The 16300-nt window shown below is 62.2% G+C and carries 11 protein-coding genes; 8 read left to right on the top strand and 3 right to left on the bottom strand.

What is annotated here, in order from left to right; translation table 11 throughout:
• Nucleotides 1–386: 386 nt before the first annotated feature.
• Nucleotides 387–1025 carry an HAD family hydrolase gene (locus tag GA615_RS07230; RefSeq protein WP_152050600.1) on the bottom strand — a complete coding sequence of 213 codons (639 nt, stop codon included), beginning with the start codon at nt 1023–1025 and terminating at the stop codon, nt 387–389.
• Nucleotides 1026–1308: 283 nt separating this feature from the next.
• On the opposite strand from GA615_RS07230, the gene rpiA reads away from it, so the two are divergent.
• From rpiA to bioF, 6 genes are all read left to right on the top strand, one after another.
• Nucleotides 1309–1983 (top strand): ribose-5-phosphate isomerase RpiA, encoded by a 675-nt coding sequence (gene rpiA / locus GA615_RS07225; RefSeq protein WP_201750124.1) that lies wholly within the window; start codon nt 1309–1311, stop codon nt 1981–1983.
• 230 nt (nt 1984–2213) lie between these two features.
• Nucleotides 2214–2780, top strand: a complete 567-nt coding sequence (locus tag GA615_RS07220; protein ID WP_152050599.1) for an HYExAFE family protein — start codon at nt 2214–2216, stop codon at nt 2778–2780.
• Entirely contained in the window at nt 2777–2980 is a 204-nt protein-coding gene (locus GA615_RS07215) for a hypothetical protein (RefSeq protein WP_152050598.1), read from the top strand. Before GA615_RS07220 ends, GA615_RS07215 begins: the two co-directional genes overlap by 4 nt.
• Before the next feature lie 99 nt (nt 2981–3079).
• Entirely contained in the window at nt 3080–4048 is a 969-nt protein-coding gene (gene bioB / locus GA615_RS07210) for a biotin synthase BioB (protein WP_152050597.1), read from the top strand.
• A gap of 73 nt (nt 4049–4121) precedes the next feature.
• Entirely contained in the window at nt 4122–5357 is a 1236-nt protein-coding gene (locus GA615_RS07205) for a beta-ketoacyl-[acyl-carrier-protein] synthase family protein (protein ID WP_235905174.1), read from the top strand.
• Nucleotides 5357–6535, top strand: a complete 1179-nt coding sequence (gene bioF / locus GA615_RS07200; RefSeq protein WP_152050595.1) for an 8-amino-7-oxononanoate synthase — start codon at nt 5357–5359, stop codon at nt 6533–6535. The genes GA615_RS07205 and bioF overlap by 1 nt, the downstream gene beginning before the upstream one ends.
• 86 nt (nt 6536–6621) lie before the next feature.
• On the opposite strand, the gene GA615_RS07195 is transcribed toward bioF, so the two are convergent.
• Nucleotides 6622–11193: a tetratricopeptide repeat protein gene (locus tag GA615_RS07195; RefSeq protein ID WP_152050594.1), complete on the bottom strand. Its 4572-nt coding sequence runs from the start codon at nt 11191–11193 to the stop codon at nt 6622–6624.
• Nucleotides 11194–11667: 474 nt separating this feature from the next.
• A complete protein-coding gene (locus GA615_RS07190; protein ID WP_152050593.1) occupies nt 11668–13017 on the bottom strand; it encodes a Gfo/Idh/MocA family protein in 1350 nt (449 codons plus the stop codon).
• A 284-nt stretch (nt 13018–13301) separates the two neighbouring features.
• Between GA615_RS07190 and GA615_RS07185 the strand changes: the two genes are divergently transcribed.
• Nucleotides 13302–15026: a DEAD/DEAH box helicase gene (locus GA615_RS07185; protein WP_152050592.1), complete on the top strand. Its 1725-nt coding sequence runs from the start codon at nt 13302–13304 to the stop codon at nt 15024–15026.
• A 436-nt stretch (nt 15027–15462) separates the two neighbouring features.
• Entirely contained in the window at nt 15463–16281 is an 819-nt protein-coding gene (locus tag GA615_RS07180) for a hypothetical protein (protein ID WP_152050591.1), read from the top strand.
• Nucleotides 16282–16300: the final 19 nt, after the last annotated feature.

The raw sequence follows: 16300 nt of genomic DNA, 5'->3' as shown, positions 1-16300 counted from the left end.
TCATCGACCACCTCATCCCCCCGGCTTGGAGGGGCTTCGGGCAGGTCGGGACAGTTGGTTCGATCGAAACGCTTGGACGAAGATGGCATGAATGCACTCACCCAATCATGGCGCCGTGCCCCGGGGCGAGTCAAGTCCCTGTCCGTGGGATTTTTTCGAAGTGGGATCAAGTGGTGTCGTGGTCGCAACAATCCCGAGCGGCTGGACGTTCCGTTGGGCCGTGGCTTGCTAAGGAGTGTGGGGCCTGGGACGGCCGAGTCAAACCGTCGGTGGGCTGATCGTCGCGGTCGGTTGAGGATCGGACGGGATGATCGGGATGTAGCAGGATTGATCACGATTCCCTCCCTACCGAACGCCGTGACGAGATGGATTACGAGCAACGCCAATCAGGTCGAGGGGGCGGCCGAGTCGACCCCGAGGCGCACGAGGTCCGCTACCAGGGTTGGGGTATCGCGGTAGCAAAGGCCTTGCAGGCCGACCTGTCGGGCTCCCTCGACATTTTCCGGCAGGTCGTCAATGAAGAGACAATCGGCCGGATCGGTCGCGGCCGCTTCGACACAGGCCCGGTAGAACCCGGACGATGGTTTCAGGTGGCCGACCTCGAAGGAGAGGATCAGGTGATCGAACCGGGAGAGCGTTTCGGCGAACTGTCGGCGGAAGCGAGAGGCGTGTAGCTCGTTGGTATTGGAGCCAAGGATTAACCGGTGACCGGCGTTGTGCAGGCGGTGGATCAAGGGGACGAGGGAATCGTTGGGCCAGAAGATGTCGGACCAGGCGGCGATCAATTCCTCGGGGGTGACATCGCTCGGTTCGAGCAAGGCGCAACAGGATTCCGCGAAGGCCTTGGCGCTGAGCTGTCCAATCTCGAACTGGGCCACGAGTTCATTGAGTCCGGCCTCACGAGCGGCCTGAAGGAGGGCCGGTCCATACAGTCCCCGAGGCTGGGCGATTGCCTCGCAGGCTCGGCCGTAATCGAAATATCCAACCACATTGCCGAAGTCAAAGATGATGGCGGGAGCGTTCATCGTGCGGTCTTGGTGCTCAGGGGCGCGGTCTGAAAGGGATTGGGGATTGAGGGTGAGCGATTGTATCAATTCCGGCGGGTGTTCCGCAGATTGTCGAAATTGATGAACGATCGGGGATGGCCCGGCGAGGGATCGGACGGGGGGCTCTGGAATCTCGAACAGCCAGGTGTCGGATTGCTTGCCAGAAAGATCGGCATCTGTCATCGTATGAACGGGGCATCCGTGCGAGGTGATTCGGCAGTTCTCTGCCGATTGACCGCGAAACAGACAAGGGAACGCAGTTGTGAGTATTGCGGAGAAGGCGCTTGAACTGGTCGTCGATGGGACGGTGATTGGCCTTGGCACCGGACAGGCAGCTTCCGAGTTTGTGCGAAGGCTTGGTCAGCAGGTCCGCGAGGGCCTCGACGTGCGAGGGATCGCCACGTCCCGGGCGACCGAAGCCCTTGCCCGAGAGGTAGGCGTCCCGTTGCTCGGGCTGAGTGATGTGGAGGAGATTGACGCGACGTTCGATGGGGCAGACGCGGTCGATCCCCAGCTCGACCTGATCAAGGGACTGGGGGGGGCCTTGCTTCGCGAGAAGATCGTGGCGGCCTCGTCCCGGACCCTGATCATTCTGGTCGGTCAGGAGAAGTTGACCAACCGTCTGGGGCAGGGCTATTGTCGGCAGCTTCCGGTAGAAGTGGTCCCGTTTGGATTGCCGCTCGTTCAGCGAAAGCTGGCCCGGTTGGGATTTCAGGCGGAACTGCGCTCTCAAGAAGGGCAACCGATCCCGACCGACAACGGAAATTACACGCTCGACGTGGATCTCTCCTCGCTCGATGCGGAGCCGAGGGAGTTGAACACCCTCATCCGGGCCATTCCGGGGGTCGTCGAGACGGGCTTCTTCCTGGGAATGACCGGGCGAGTGCTGATCGGGCGGGACGATGGTTCTGTGGAGCTTCGGCAACGCGACGCGTGACGATCGGCGTTCACCGGAGATCGTTGAACGGGCGCTCTCGAAGGTTTGGGAGCCGCTTGGGTAGGTCCTGGCCTCTGGACGAATCGTCGATCGAGGTCGTCGAGCTCTCGCGAGAATCGTCGAGGCCGGATAAGATGTTGGGCCGGGGCCGCACGATCTACTGCAAGACCGTTCGCTCCGCAAGGCCTGCGATCGACCGGAAGGAACTTTGACCAGGATGTGAAACGACGATGGCCGATCGTTCCAATCACTACGAGGCGGCCTTCGAGGCGTACATTCGCGCTCGACGGGTTCCCTGTGTGGCGATTGATGAGGCCAAGCGATCGTTGGCTCCGGAGGGGGGCTTGAAATCTCCGGATTTCTTGCTTTATCCGAGTCTCGGTCCGAACCTTGTGGTGGAAGTCAAAGGCAAACGCGGTAAAAATGCTTCGGGCCGCCGCCGTTGGGAGAACTGGGTCACGACCGATGATCTCGATGGCCTGGTACGCTGGCAGGCGCTGTTCGGCCCGTCGTTTCAGTCGGTGCTGGCGTTCGTGTATGCCGAGCGGCCTCCGGCGTTCGGACTTCCGCCAGGAGAGGGGGGATTCCCCTTTCGGGGACGGATTTATCGGTTCTGGGCGGTGGGGCTGGATGATTACCTGACGCACCTGCGTTCTCGAGGCCCGGCCTGGAAAGCGGTGGCAATGGCTCGTCTGGCCTTCCGAAAACGTGTCCGACCGCTCGATGATTGGTTGCCGATGACGCCCGTGGGTTTACGCTCGGGCTCGGCCTCGACCTCGAAGGAAACGTCTCGATGAGCCTGTTCACCCGAGTTGCCCGAGGACTGATGCTGGCGATGGTCCTCGGCCTGGTTGCTCCTGGCGCTGCGACCGCCCAGGACCCTGGCGTTCCCGTGGCCGGCGAGGAGAGCGAGGGGAAACCGCTCTTTGGGTATCTGGCCGCCGGGGCGGGATGTCTGGCCATCATGTTTGTCGTCAGTCTGTCGGCCCGCCGCTGATCCCCGGTTATTCATTCTGACTCGTGAGTGTTCGAGCCACCTGAGACGCTGAAAAGGTGGCTGACTCGTCCTCCGCCTGACCCGCCGAAGAACTCAATCATGCTGACTGCCTCGACCCCTCGCTACTCGATCGACGAGGTTTCCTCGATCTACCGCGCGCCGTTGCTCGAATTGATCCTTCGCGCTTCGGACGTGCATCGGCGTCACCAAAACGTCGGGGAGGTTCAGGTCTGCCGCTTGCTCTCGATCAAGACGGGCGGCTGCCCGGAGGATTGCGGCTATTGCTCTCAGTCGGCCCACTACGAAGCTCCGGTGAAATCTGAGCCCTTGATGGATGTGGACGCGGTGGTGGCCGCGGCCGAAGCCGCCAAGGCCGACGGATCAACCCGATTCTGCATGGGGGCCGCCTGGCGGGAAGTGAAGGACGGACCTCGGTTCGAGCGCGTTCTGGAGATGATTCGCCGGATCAAGGGGCTTGGTGGCATGGAGGTCTGTGTCACGCTCGGCATGCTCAACGCCGAACAGGCCCAGCGCTTGAAAGAGGCGGGGCTCGACGCTTACAACCATAATCTCGACACCTCCGAGGAGTATTACGACCAGATTGTCACGACCCGGACCTATGCCGATCGACTCCAGACGCTTCAGCACGTCCGAGACGCGGGAGTCTCGGTCTGCTGCGGTGGGATTCTGGGTCTGGGAGAGTCGGAGGAGGATCGGATCAGCCTGTTGCATACGCTGGCAAACCTACCGGAGCCTCCCGAATCGGTTCCCATCAACGCGCTGGTGCCGGTGGAAGGAACGCCACTAGCGGATCAGGCGAAGCTCGATGTCTGGTCGATGGTTCGGGCGATCGCAACGGCTCGCATCCTGATGCCGACGGCCCGGGTCCGACTGTCGGCGGGGCGGTTGTCGATGAGTCCGGCGGAGCAGGCCCTTTGCTTCCTGGCCGGAGCCAACTCCATCTTTGCGGGAGAGAAGTTGCTGACGACGCCGAACCCGGACGTTGACGCCGATCGCGTGTTGTTTGATCAACTCGGCCTCAAGGCGATGGAGGCCGACCCGCGCTGAGCCCCAAAGTACGGGGGCCGGCCGATTCGGTGGCCGATTCATGGCAGAGTCGTCGAGGAGGAGATCGCCCCGCGTGGTGATTTCGGGGATCGGGCTTCGATCGGGGCTCGGTCCCACCACCCAGTCATCGTGGCAAGGACTTCGGTCGGGATTGTCGGCAGCGACGGTGTTGCCCCTGAAGGCGGGACCGGGTCGGATCTGGGCCGGGTATCCAATCCTCGACGCGAGTCCTGATGACGAAGGGCCCGGAGTGCAAGAGGCTCGGGCGGCTCTCGACGACGCCGAGCTGCTTCAGGACGGGACCTTCCAAGGTGATCGGACCCGAGCCGCCACGGTGGTGGGTCTGAGCAAAGGGGATCTCAATCGGCTTGTTCGTTGGCATCGCTCAGGATTGGGAGATCTGGTCGGTTCGATTGGCGACTGGACCGATGCCTGGCCCGACGCGGGGGCACGAGCGATTGGGCGAGCCTTTGAGCTGCAAGGGCCTCGGCTTGCGCCAATCGCGGCGTGCGCGACGGGAGTGGTTGCGGTGCTGCGGGCTGCCGAGTTGATCCGTCAAGGAGCCTGTGATCTCGCCCTCGCCGGCGCGGTCGATCGATCGCTGGAGCCGCTGGTGCTGGGAGCCTTCGATCGGATGGGGGCGATGGCCCGGGTCGAGAACGACCCGGGGCTTGCGGTTCGTCCCTGGGATCGCGCTCGCAGTGGGTTTCTGGTCGGGGAGGGGGGGGCAGTGCTTCTCCTCGAGCGGGAGGATCATGCTCGTGCGCGCGGAGTCTTGCCCTATGCGGAGGTGGCCGGGGGAGCTCTGGGGTCCGACGCCGTTCATCTCACCAACCTCGACCCCGACCCGACGCGGCTTGCGGCCCTGATCGTCGAGGCGCTTCAGCGGTCGGGAGTGGAGCCCGGCGAGGTCGATTGCATCAACGTCCACGGGACAGCAACCCGAGTGAATGATCCGCTCGAATGCCAGGCGATTCGACGCGCGCTGGGGAGTCACGCCGATCATGTTTCCTGCTCCGCCAACAAGGCGCAAATCGGTCATTTGCTGGGAGGGGCAGGGGCCGCCGAGCTGGCGATTACCTGTCTGTCGATCCGCGATCAGTTTGTGCCGCCGACCTTGAATTTGACCGATCCCGACCCGCAATGCGACCTTGACGGTACTCCAACTCGTGGTCGATTCCGGGAGATCCGGACTGCGCTCAAACTCTCGCTCGGGTTCGGCGGGCATTTGGCGGTGGTGGTCTTGAGGCGCCCGGACGGTTCGAGTCGCATGACTCCTGAGCCCGTGTGGAGCCAAAGGACACTTTGATGAGCTTCGACCCGCTGGCCTGGCTTGACGAGGTCGCCGACCATCGCAATCGAATGGGGTTGCATCGGTCGATCGTGCCTTATGGGACGGCCACTCCGGGATGGCTTGAGCGGGACGGCCAGAGGCTGGTCGATCTCAGCTCGAACGATTATCTCGGCCTGGCGAGTGATCCTCGTGTCATCGCCGCGGGAATGGAGTCGGCCCGTCGGTATGGTTGGGGATCGGGGGCCTCTCCGCTGGTGTGCGGCTGGCGAGAACCTCATCAACGACTGGCCGAGGATCTGGCCGCATTTGAACGAACGGAGGCCGTGGCACTGTTCCCAACCGGCTACGCTGCCAACCTGGGAACGATTGCGGCTCTGGTCGGATCGGGGGATGTCGTTTATGGAGATCGGCTCAATCACTCGTGCCTGATCCAGGGGGCTCGTCTCTCGGGCGCGAGTGTGCGGATCTTCCCGCACGGGGATCACGAGCGACTGGCTCATCTGATCGGTCGAGATCAGGGACGATACCGTCGGACGCTGATTGCGACGGACGGGGTGTTCAGCATGGACGGGGATCTGGCCCCGCTCTCGGAACTGGTCGAGATCGCCGAGCGGTCTGGTTCCATGTTGCTGGTCGACGAGGCGCACGGGACCGGCGTCTTCGGCCCGGAGGGTCGAGGGGCAAGTGCGGCCCTCGGCGTGGCTGATCGTGTTGCGATCCGGGTAGGCACCTTATCGAAAGCCTTGGGATCGGTCGGTGGGTTTGTCGCGGGGAGTCGGCGGCTGATCGATCATTTGAACAATCACGCCCCTACGTTGCTGTATTCCACGGCAACGCCCCCCGCCGCGGCGGGGGCTGCTCGGGAGGCGCTCCGGATCATTCGGGAGGAACCCTGGAGACGTGAGCGGGTTCATCAACTGGGCCGGAGATTGAGAGATGGGTTGCGATCGGTCGGCCTGAAGGTGCCAGAGTCGGAGGGGCCGATCGTTCCGGTCATTCTGGGAGACGTGGATCGGACTTTGAACGCGGCGTCCCGGTTGCTGGCCTCGGGCTTTCTCGTGGGAGCGATTCGACCGCCGACCGTCGCCAGAGGAACAGCCCGGTTACGCATCAGCCTGGCCGCGAGTCACGACGAAGAGCAACTGGACAGGCTGATCGAGGAAATGGAATCTGTTTGTCTCCCGGCAGACTGAGTGAAAAAAATTGCCCCCGCGGCCTCGAGCGAATGCGAGGACGCGGGGGCAAGGAACATTCCAGCGATCGTACGCTGAGGTTTGCGTCAGTGGCCAACGCGATTGAGCAGGGTTTCCAGCTCGGAGACATCTTCGCTCGAAAGCTGAGCGCGGGCATCCCAGGCTCGGGTGAGATACTGATTGGCTCGTGCCGAACGTTCGGGGTCGGCCGCGATCAGGCGACCGAGATGGAAGTTCAGGACCGCCAGATCAGGAGACTTCTTCAAGCCCTCGGTGTAAGACTGTTCTGCATCCTTGTTGCGACCGACGGCCTGTTGAATTGAGCCGAGCGTATCGAAGAACTCGCCCGGAAGGGTGCGCTGCTCGACGCGGGTGAGCAACCCTTCGATCAGGTCGAGGGCTTCCTGATCCTTGCCAAGATGGCGGTGCAAGATCCACGCCTTATTGTTCACGGCCTCGATTGACTTCGAATCGTGGGACAGCACCTTGTCGTACATGGCCACGGCGTCTTCGAAGAGGCTTCGGGTCGAGTCGGCATCCTGCTGAGACTCGGCGAACGAGAGGAGGATGTCGCCGTAGGTCAGATGAACCAGCGGTTCGTCAATCAGCGAGACGGCCCGTTCGGCCCAGGGCCTGGCCAGGTCGGATCGCCCGCCACGGTGGAAACCGAGGGCCACCGCGAGCGAGAGAGTGCCAGTTGCCTTCTCCAGGCCGATCTCGTCGGCAATCCGGAGCGCTTCGGCCAGGTTTGCCTCGCCCGACGCGGAGCCGTCGGCAGGAGGTTCGACGAGATATCGAATCAGACCCGAGAGGAGTTGCTCGTCGTTGGGAAGCGTTTCCCGGGCAGCCTTCAAGATCGCGATTGACTCATCGACTCGACCGCGAAGGTAGTTGATGCGGGCGACCTCCAGATAGGCCTTGGTGAAGGTCGGATTCTGCTCGATGGCCTGTTCGAGCAACGCAACGGCCTCGCTTTGCCGCCGCTCGATCTGGTCTGCGGTGCCGGTTTGCGAGGCAAGCGCAGAGGCCTGAAGAAGCACTGCGTCGGCCCTTCCCGGAGAGCGGTCGAGAATGCGAGACGCCTCGGCAAGCGTTTCATCGGTTCGGCCGAGTTCGAGCAAAAGCTGAGCAAGGACCATGCGAATGTCGTCGCGAAGGGGGTTGTTCTCAAGAGCATCGCGATAGGCCTGGATGGCTCGCTCGTCGAGTCCTTGATCGCGATAGACCTGAGCCCGGAGCAGGGGTCCGATGGGTGATTCCGGGTTGAGTTCCTCGATTTCTCGGGCCACCGCCTCGGCCTTGGTGTAGTCGGCCTGACGAATGGCCAGCTCGCACTCAGCCTGAGGGAAGCGGAGGTCATCGGGGAATTGGGTCCGGAAGGTCTCAAGAAGCTTCAAGACACGAGTGTTGAGCTCCTGTTCTTCCGCTGGACGATTCTGCCGAGCGGCCTGACTGGCCTTGGTGCTGACAATGGTCACCAGGCCGGCGGCGAGGCGGGGGTTCTTCGGCTGGCGCTCGATGATCGTTTCGATGAGGGTTTCTGCGTCGTCGAGCCGGCCCTCACGGGTGTAGAGATCGACCAGAAGGCGCTGGATGCGGTCGTCGTCGGTGTCGAGGCTGACACGGTTCTCGACGAACTGCAGGGCGGAATCGATGCCATCGGTGCGGCGGATCACCTCATAGACCGATCGGAGGAGATCGATCGATTGAGGGTGAGCCTCAAGACCCTGTTCCAGCGAGGTACGAATTGTCGCGAAGGCGTTGTCGGAGGTCTGGGTTTCGCCTGCGAAGGCGGCGAGCATGAGGTAGACGGCCGGGGGTTGTTCCTCGTGCTCGATGGCGGCGCGGAGGCGATCGATGGCTTCGGGCGTCTTGCCCTGCTCACTGAGCAGGTAGGACTTGATGATCACGGCTCCGGCATGGCCCGGCTTGCGATCGAGGACCTGGTCGACAAGCTTTTCGGCCACTTCCGATTCGCCGTTGCGGCGGAAGAAGTCGGCAGCCTGGACACGTTCGTCGATGGTCGATTCCGGTTCATTGAGAAGTGCGATCAGCTCCTTCCGGGCATCTTGCCACTGTCCCTTTTCGGATCGGGCGGCGATGATCTGCCAGCGAGCGGCCCGTTCCATCGACCCGGCGTTGTCACCCTGGACGATGGATTCAAGGCGAGCGATGGCCTTGTCGAAATCCTTGTTCTCCATCGCCATCGCGGCCAACGACCATTCGGCGGCGGTGGCCAGTGAGAGTCCGTTGCCGAGCTCCTTCATCGTCCCGTCGCGGACGAGCTTCTCGAAGTCCTCGGCGGCCCGGGAGGGAGCGCCGCCTCGGCTGTCGAGCTGAGCTTTCCAGAAGAGGGCGACCTTGTTGCTCGGGTCTTTCTCGATGGCGGCCTGAAGGTGCTTGGATGCGGCGTTGAAGTCTCGCTCGAAGAGGGCGATCTGAGCATCGAGCAGGTCACCGGCCGAGGCCTCGGGCCAGCGATTGCGGATGATCTCAACGGTCTTCGACGCGGCGGCAAGATCTCCCTGGGCCAGGTCGATCATCGCAAGCTGAACGAAGGGGGCGGTGACTCCTGTTCGTTCTCCGATCTCGGTCAGGACCGTTCGAGCCTCGTCGGCCCGATCGAGGACACCGGAGAGGATCCGAGCACGGGTCTGGGCCACGGTCAGATCGTCAGGATGATCGGCCAGGAAGTCGGCAAGCAGCGCGTCTGCCTCGTTGGGCTGATCTTGCTTCAAGGCGATGGCGGCGTGAAGGACGGCAAGCTGAGCGTCGTCGGGAGCGGCCTCGCGAGCGGCTTTGAGGGTTGTGATGGCGTCATCGATTCGGTCAAGCTCGACCAGAGTGGAGACCGCCAGGGCTTCCAGGGCAGGGGTGCTGCCTCCATGTCGCCGCATGTCGTCGAGTTGGGCGAGGCCGGCTTCGGGACCGTCGAGGGCGATGGTGAGTTCGGCAAGGCGGAGAGAGACGGCAGGGGGAACTTCATCGCCATCAACGATTGACCCCGCGTAGGCGGCTCGGGCGACCTCAAGATCCTTGGGCGACTTCCGGCTCCGGGCGATCTCTCCCTGGAGCAACTGGATCGTTCCGGAGAGCGAGCTGATGCTCGGGTCGCGGTCGGCGAGTTCGACGACCCGATTGACGATCCGTTCGGATTCCTCCGGGTAGCCGGCTTCGAGCAGGCTCCAGGCGGCCCAAATCTGATAGCGTGCTTCGAGAGGTCCCATGCGCTGCGCTTCGAGCAGGTGCTGGCGACCGAGCGCTGTCTCGCCGGACATCAAGAGGGCAATGCCGTAGAGGGCCTTGGCCAGACCGACCTCGGGAAGCTTGAGCGTTGCGTCGCGAAGGTGGTTCCGGGCGTCGGCGAGCGGTCGGGTGGAATCCGTTTCGGCCGAGCCCGATCGAGGGCCGGTCAATCCGGAGCGTTCGAGATCGATGGCCCCCTGGAACAGGTGTCCGAGGCCCTGGTACTCGGGACGGGTTCCGGCGATCAACGCTTCGATGTGCGGTTGTGCCTTGTCGAAGCGATCCGCGTCGCTGGGGTCGGACAGAGCGGCCTTGATCGCGGTTTCACGAAGCCTCATGACTTCGTCTTGCAGGGAAGCGTCTTTGACCACTTCGGGGGTCAGAGCATTTTGAATGACCTCAAGACAGGCAACGCGATGGCCTCGAAGGTTGAGGTGTTCGGCATACGCCTGGTGGATCCAGACGCCCACGAAATCGTCCGATTTCAAGGCCGTCTGGAAGCCGCGATCAATGACCTCGGCCAGAGGTTCCCAACGCTGATCTGCGGAGGTGCTGTCGAGTTCGAGAAGCTGATCGCGGACACGGCGGGCGAGACGCTGAAGCTCAACGATCCGGGTTCCCTGGATTCCGTCCTGGGAAAGAATGCGTTCGTTCTGCGAAAGGATCCGGTCGAGGGCGGTGGCGTGTTGTTCGGGATCGCCCGCGGTTTCGAGGTTCACGACGAGGAGTCGGAGGCGGCTCAGCTGATCGATTTCATCGGCGGACGCATCGGGCTCTCGCTCAAGGGCGGTCTTCAGGATGCGTTTAAGGTCGGTGGTGTTCTTGGAATACTGGGCAATCCGGGCCTCGATCCAGGATGTTCGATCGCGACTGGGGGCGACCTGCTGGAGCACTTTGAGCAGACGATCGGCTTCCTTGATGTTCGCGGGAGCCTCATCAAGCGCTTCGATGGCCAGCACGTACAGGGCATCGGGATCGTTCGGAGCGAGCGGGATGACCTGGCGGGCCCAGTGGATCTGTTCGGGGGTGTTGTCTCCCTTCAGGCTTTCGGTCAGGAGAGCCTGGCGGGGCTCGAGCGCTGCCTTATCGAACTTGGTGGCTTCAAGCAGATGCCGGAGCCGTAACCCCTGGTAATGAAATCGCTTGGAGGCGTCGGCCTGGGCGATCCAGTCGCCGTAGAAATCGGCGATCTCGGCGTGGACCTCGGAATTCCGCGATTCGATCTGATTTGCCTGGAGGTAGTAGATCTCCGCTTCTTCGAACTTGCCGGCCTCACGAGCCGAGCGGGCCTGTGTGAGAACGTCTTCAACGTTCGACTGACCGGAGACGAGAACGAAGGCAACGAGCCCTCCGAGGGCCACGGTCACGAAGAGCCCTGAGAGAACGATCAGGGGTTTCCAGCGGACGGACATCGGTTTCTCCTCCGTGCAAGATGCAGCGTCGCGAGGGATCGCGCGCTCGAATCCGTTCACAACCCTTCCGCTCGGCAGAAGATGGGTTGGCAATGGTGAGATGCGGTCGGGCTCGCAACGCGGCGAGCACGCTGGGTTCCATCCTCAAGGGTGACGCATCAGTCTGTCACAAGGGTGCCGTCCATGGCTCGGTTCGCTCGGAGGTGAGTGCCCTGGTGGGGAGCGGAAATTTGCCTCGTCGTGACGCTCATCCTGAAGGTCCGGCAAAGGCCATGGCACGGCATCTCTATAACAGATCGCCCGCACGTCGTACCAGTGCGATCCCGAAATTTTTCCTGGTGCGATCAAGCCGCGTTGCTCGATCCCCACGAACAATCGTAACGGCCGCCAAGGAGCCGACAGAAAAACGAAAGAATCCCCCGGCGTTGCCGAGGGAACGCCGGGGGCACCTCAGACAAACCGCCCGTCGCGTTCTCAGAGGAGGTGCTTCCCGGGATGAGTCCAGGGCTCGCGATAGGGACGGGCGAGACGGCGATTCGCTTCGTCATCACCGACCACCTGGCCGAGTTCGGCATCCCAGGTCAAGGTTCGGCCGAGGTCCATTGCCAGATTTGCCAGGATGCACGAGGCCGAGGAGATGTGGCCTTGCTCGATGTCGGCCACGGGCTTGCCCCTCGATTCGATGGCGGACAGAAAGTCGAGCATGTGACGACGAACGGCAGGAGCAACGTGCTGCTCGAGATCCTTTTCGGTTCGATCCTCGGGGTACTCGTCCAGCTCGTAGAGGACATCGCCGTGAATCGGCTGCCCGTTCCCGAGGGGAGTGAAGTCGTAGCGATGAACGCTGAGCTTCAGCGTCCCTTTGTCGCCGTAGATGGTGGCTCCCCAGGGGTAATCAGGATCAACCGGGTGGCCCCAGGAGCGGTGCTGCCAGACGACCGGGAACTCGTCGAACTCAAAGGTCGCGGTCTGGGTGTCGGGAATGTTGGCTCGGCTCGCAGGATCGATGAAGATTCCGCCGGTCGAGGCGATGCGCTTCGGCCAGCCCAGGTCGAGCATCCAGCGGACGGCATCGAGCATGTGAATGCACATGTCGCCCATGATGCCGTTGCCGTACTCGGTAAAGGCGCGCCAACCTCGCGGGTGGGCGATCGGGTTGAACGGTCGCATGGGGGCAGGACCGGTCCACATCTCCCAGTCAAGATGCTCGGGAGGCGCGGTGTCGGCCGCCTGGCTTCGATTGCGCATATGGTAATAACAGTAGACCTCGACGTGGCCAATCGTCCCGAGCAGGCCCTCGCGGACGATCCGATCGCGGGCTTCGATCAGGTGGGGGGTACTCCGTCGCTGCGTGCCGACCTGAACGACTCGGCCGTGCTTGCGGGCGGCGTCGAGCATGGCCTTCCCTTCAGCCACGTCAACGCTGATCGGTTTTTGCACGTAGACGTCGGCCCCGCGCTCGACCGCGGCGATCATCGGCAGGGCGTGCCAGTGGTCGGGGGTGGCGATCAGGACAATGTCGAGGTCGTTCTCATCGAGCATCTCGCGATAATCGGCGTAGGTCCGGGGAACCTTGCCAGATGGCTGCCGCTTGGCCGTCATCTCGGCGGCCTCGGCAAGCATCTTTGCATCGACATCACAGAGTGCCGCCACCTCGACCGGAGCCACCTGGAGCAATCGAAAGAGATCGACCTTGCCGTACCAGCCTGTGCCGATCAGACCGACGCGCTTGCCTTGCATGGCGGCGGCGGCTTCCGCGAATCCAGGAGCCGTTGAGAGCGCGAGCCCGGCAGCTGTTGCCTGGAAGAACCGTCGACGTTTCATTGACGTGCCTCGGGCTTGAATTCGGATCGCATCGCAAAGCGCTGCTTGGAAGGCGGACGATCTGACTCTAGCGGCCCAGGTCCCGGATTGCGACAGAGTCCTTCCGATGCACGGGTCGCTCGATGGCCGGTTGAACCTGGCCCTCCTGGACCACGGAAATTCTTGTGCTCCATCCCCACACCGATTCTGGGTTTTTTGGTAGACTGGTCCGTTTTGATCGTCGAACCGCCATCTGACGATTCACTCAGGTTCGACACGCGCAACTTCAAAAGGAAACGTTTGGGATGTCCACTCCGATCTCCAACGACGCGGGCCCTGGATTCGACGCGCTTGGCCTCGACGCCCGCCTCGCGGAGACGCTCGCCGAACTTGGCTACGAGGAACCTACGCCGATCCAGCGGGAAACCATCCCGCCACTGATCGAGGGACGGAATCTGGTCGGCCAGGCCGCAACCGGGACCGGAAAGACGGCAGCATTCGCGCTGCCGTTGCTGCAACGCCTGAGCGTAGCAGAAGCGAATCGTGGGAAGCCATCGGCCCTGATTCTTGTTCCGACCCGAGAACTGGCGATGCAGGTGGCTCAGGCCGTGCATCGTTATGGCAAAAAGCTCGGAATCGAAGTGTTGCCGATTTACGGTGGTCAGGCTTATGGGCCACAGCTTCGAGCGTTGCAACGAGGAGTCGATGTTGTCGTGGCGACTCCAGGACGCGCGCTCGATCACATCAAGCGGGGGACGATGCCACTCCAAGGCGTGGTGACGGTGATCCTCGATGAAGCGGACGAAATGCTCGATATGGGCTTCGCCGATGACATCGAGTCGATTCTGGGAGAGACCCCTGAGGATCGTCAGACCGTCCTCTTTTCGGCGACCATGCCTCCTCGGATTGCCGCGATCGCCCGTCGGCATCTGAAGGATCCGGTTCAGATCACCATTGCCAAGGAGAAGCTTCCTGCGGGAGCGATCCCGAAGGTCAGACAACTGGCGTACCTTGTGCCCAGGGCGTACAAGATCGCTGCGCTGGGACGAGTGCTCGACCTGGAGAATCCGACCTCGGCGATCGTCTTCTGCCGGAGACGCGATGAGGTCGATCAACTGGCGGAAATGCTCAACGCCCGAGGATACCGGGCTGAGCCGCTGCACGGTGGAATGTCGCAAGAGCAGCGTGACCGGGTGATGAAAAAATTCCGGTCTGGAAACGCCGATCTGCTGATTGCCACGGATGTTGCTGCTCGGGGCCTCGATATCGAGCATCTCTCTCATGTGGTGAACTACGATCCCCCGACCGAGGCGGAATCGTACGTTCACCGGATTGGTCGAGTGGGTCGAGCCGGTCGAGAAGGGGTGGCAATCACCCTTGCCGAGCCGAGAGAGCATCGCCTACTCCAGAATTTTGAACGCGCGACCAAGCGGAAGATCGAACTGGCACAGGTCCCAACCGTTGCCGACGTGCGTTCCAAACGACTCGATTTGACCGTAGCTGCCGTTCGGGAAACGCTGATTGAGGGAGAGCTGGACCGATTCCGAGTCGTACTTGAGTCGTTAACCGGAGAGTTCGACATCCTGACCGTGACCCTTGCCGCGCTGAAGTTGGCCCATAACGCGCTGGGGAACGACGAGGAAGATGATCAGGAAATCCCGGTGGTCGCTCCCCGATCCGATCGTCCCTCTCGGGATCGTCGTCCCACCCGGGAACCAAGGCGCAAGACGAAAGAGGGGCCGTCCGGCACTCGAAAGCCGCGTCGATCTGAAGCCACCTCCGCAGGTTTCGGCTCGGGAGTGGCGCGGCTTTATATTGGTGCGGGTCGGGAGTCCGGGGTCCGTCCCGGGGACCTGGTGGGAGCGATTGCCAACGAGGCCGGGATCAGTGGTCGGATGATCGGCGCGATCGAAATTGCCGACCGCTTTTCGTTTGTCGAAGTTCCCGAGGAGGTCGCCGGAGAGGTCGTCGCAGCGCTCCGATCGAGCACCATCAAGGGACGTCGAGTGACGGTTCGACGGGCAGATTGATCGGGAAATCGCTCGCCTTCGCCTTGCCTTTGACCCCAGTCAGGACGCCTTGCAGAACCACGTCATCAGGTTCGAACTGAGTCGTCGTTACAGGCCCGAATGGCGGAACCGCTGGCAGGGTGGAGGAGGAGCCGAGACGAGGTCGCAGTGGTCAGCTTGACGTAAGTGTAATTCTGTTGTTAGAATTAAGAGACTCACGTCGATTGGCCTACCTCTGATTCTCTTCCTGAATTCCGATTCCTTTCCACCCGATCCCTCGATGCGGGAGGTCCCTTCTGTGCGAAGTCACGTTCCCTGGTTATTCGCGTGCGGACTCGCCCTTGGGTTCCCGTTTGGCAGTACTCGGGCAAACGCTCAGGACGATGGGCCACCGACAATTCCTGAATTTTCCCTGTCGCAAACCCTACCAACGGTCGAGGTTCCTCGTGTCGCTCGGGTGAACGAAACGATCATCGACGCCACTCCCTTGCCTCGGGACAAGGCCCCTCAGATCGAGTACCGAGATCAAAACGCCAATTTCTCCATCGGAGAGGAAGTGACGGGGCAGGAGAGTGGGGCGACGGGAACAATCCTCGCTGACGATGATCAGGGATTGCGCGGCACGCTGACCCTGGGACAGGTCAGTGGCGAATTCCAGGCCGGGGAAATGCTCTCGGGATCGAAGACTGGAATGGCCACAGCGGACACAGGACTCCGCGAAGGGATCTGGGTTCTCGACTTCTCGTTCAAGCCGCTGCGAACCCGGACGATCGACGTTCCAGGCATGGGGCGTCGGACGGCGCTTTATCTGTATTACCGAGTGATCAACCGATCCGGCAAGCCTCGGATGTTCGTTCCCCAGTTCTTCCTGGAGACGGATGAGGGAAAACGATATCCCGATGTCGTGCTGCCTCAGGCGGTCGAGGTGGTTCGGGCTCGTGAGCACACTCGCCCGCCGATCGTCGGGGCACCGTTATTGGGGGCGGTTTCGGTCACTGGCATGATTCCTCCGAGTACCAAGGAGGAAGTTGACGACGCCGTGCACGGGGTCGCCTTCTGGATTCTGGATGACGACATCGCTCGATCGGACTCGCTCTCCATCTTCGTTCGGGGGCTTTCTGACGGCCTCCAATACGGGGACGATTCGGATGCGGAAAATTCCGACGTGAAGTACAAAACGCTTCGGATCGACTTTTCGACACCCGGAGATGAGTTTGATGTCCGGGAACGTCAGTTCCGCCTGATCGCTCCAGGATTTACCTGGGTTTACGATTAAGCTCGGATTCGGGGCCAAT

The sequence above is a fragment of the Tautonia marina genome (assembly GCF_009177065.1).
Taxonomy (GTDB): Bacteria; Planctomycetota; Planctomycetia; order Isosphaerales; family Isosphaeraceae; genus Tautonia; species Tautonia marina.
Note: the sequence above shows the minus strand (reverse complement) of the source record. Positions and strands in the feature narration are given on the sequence as shown.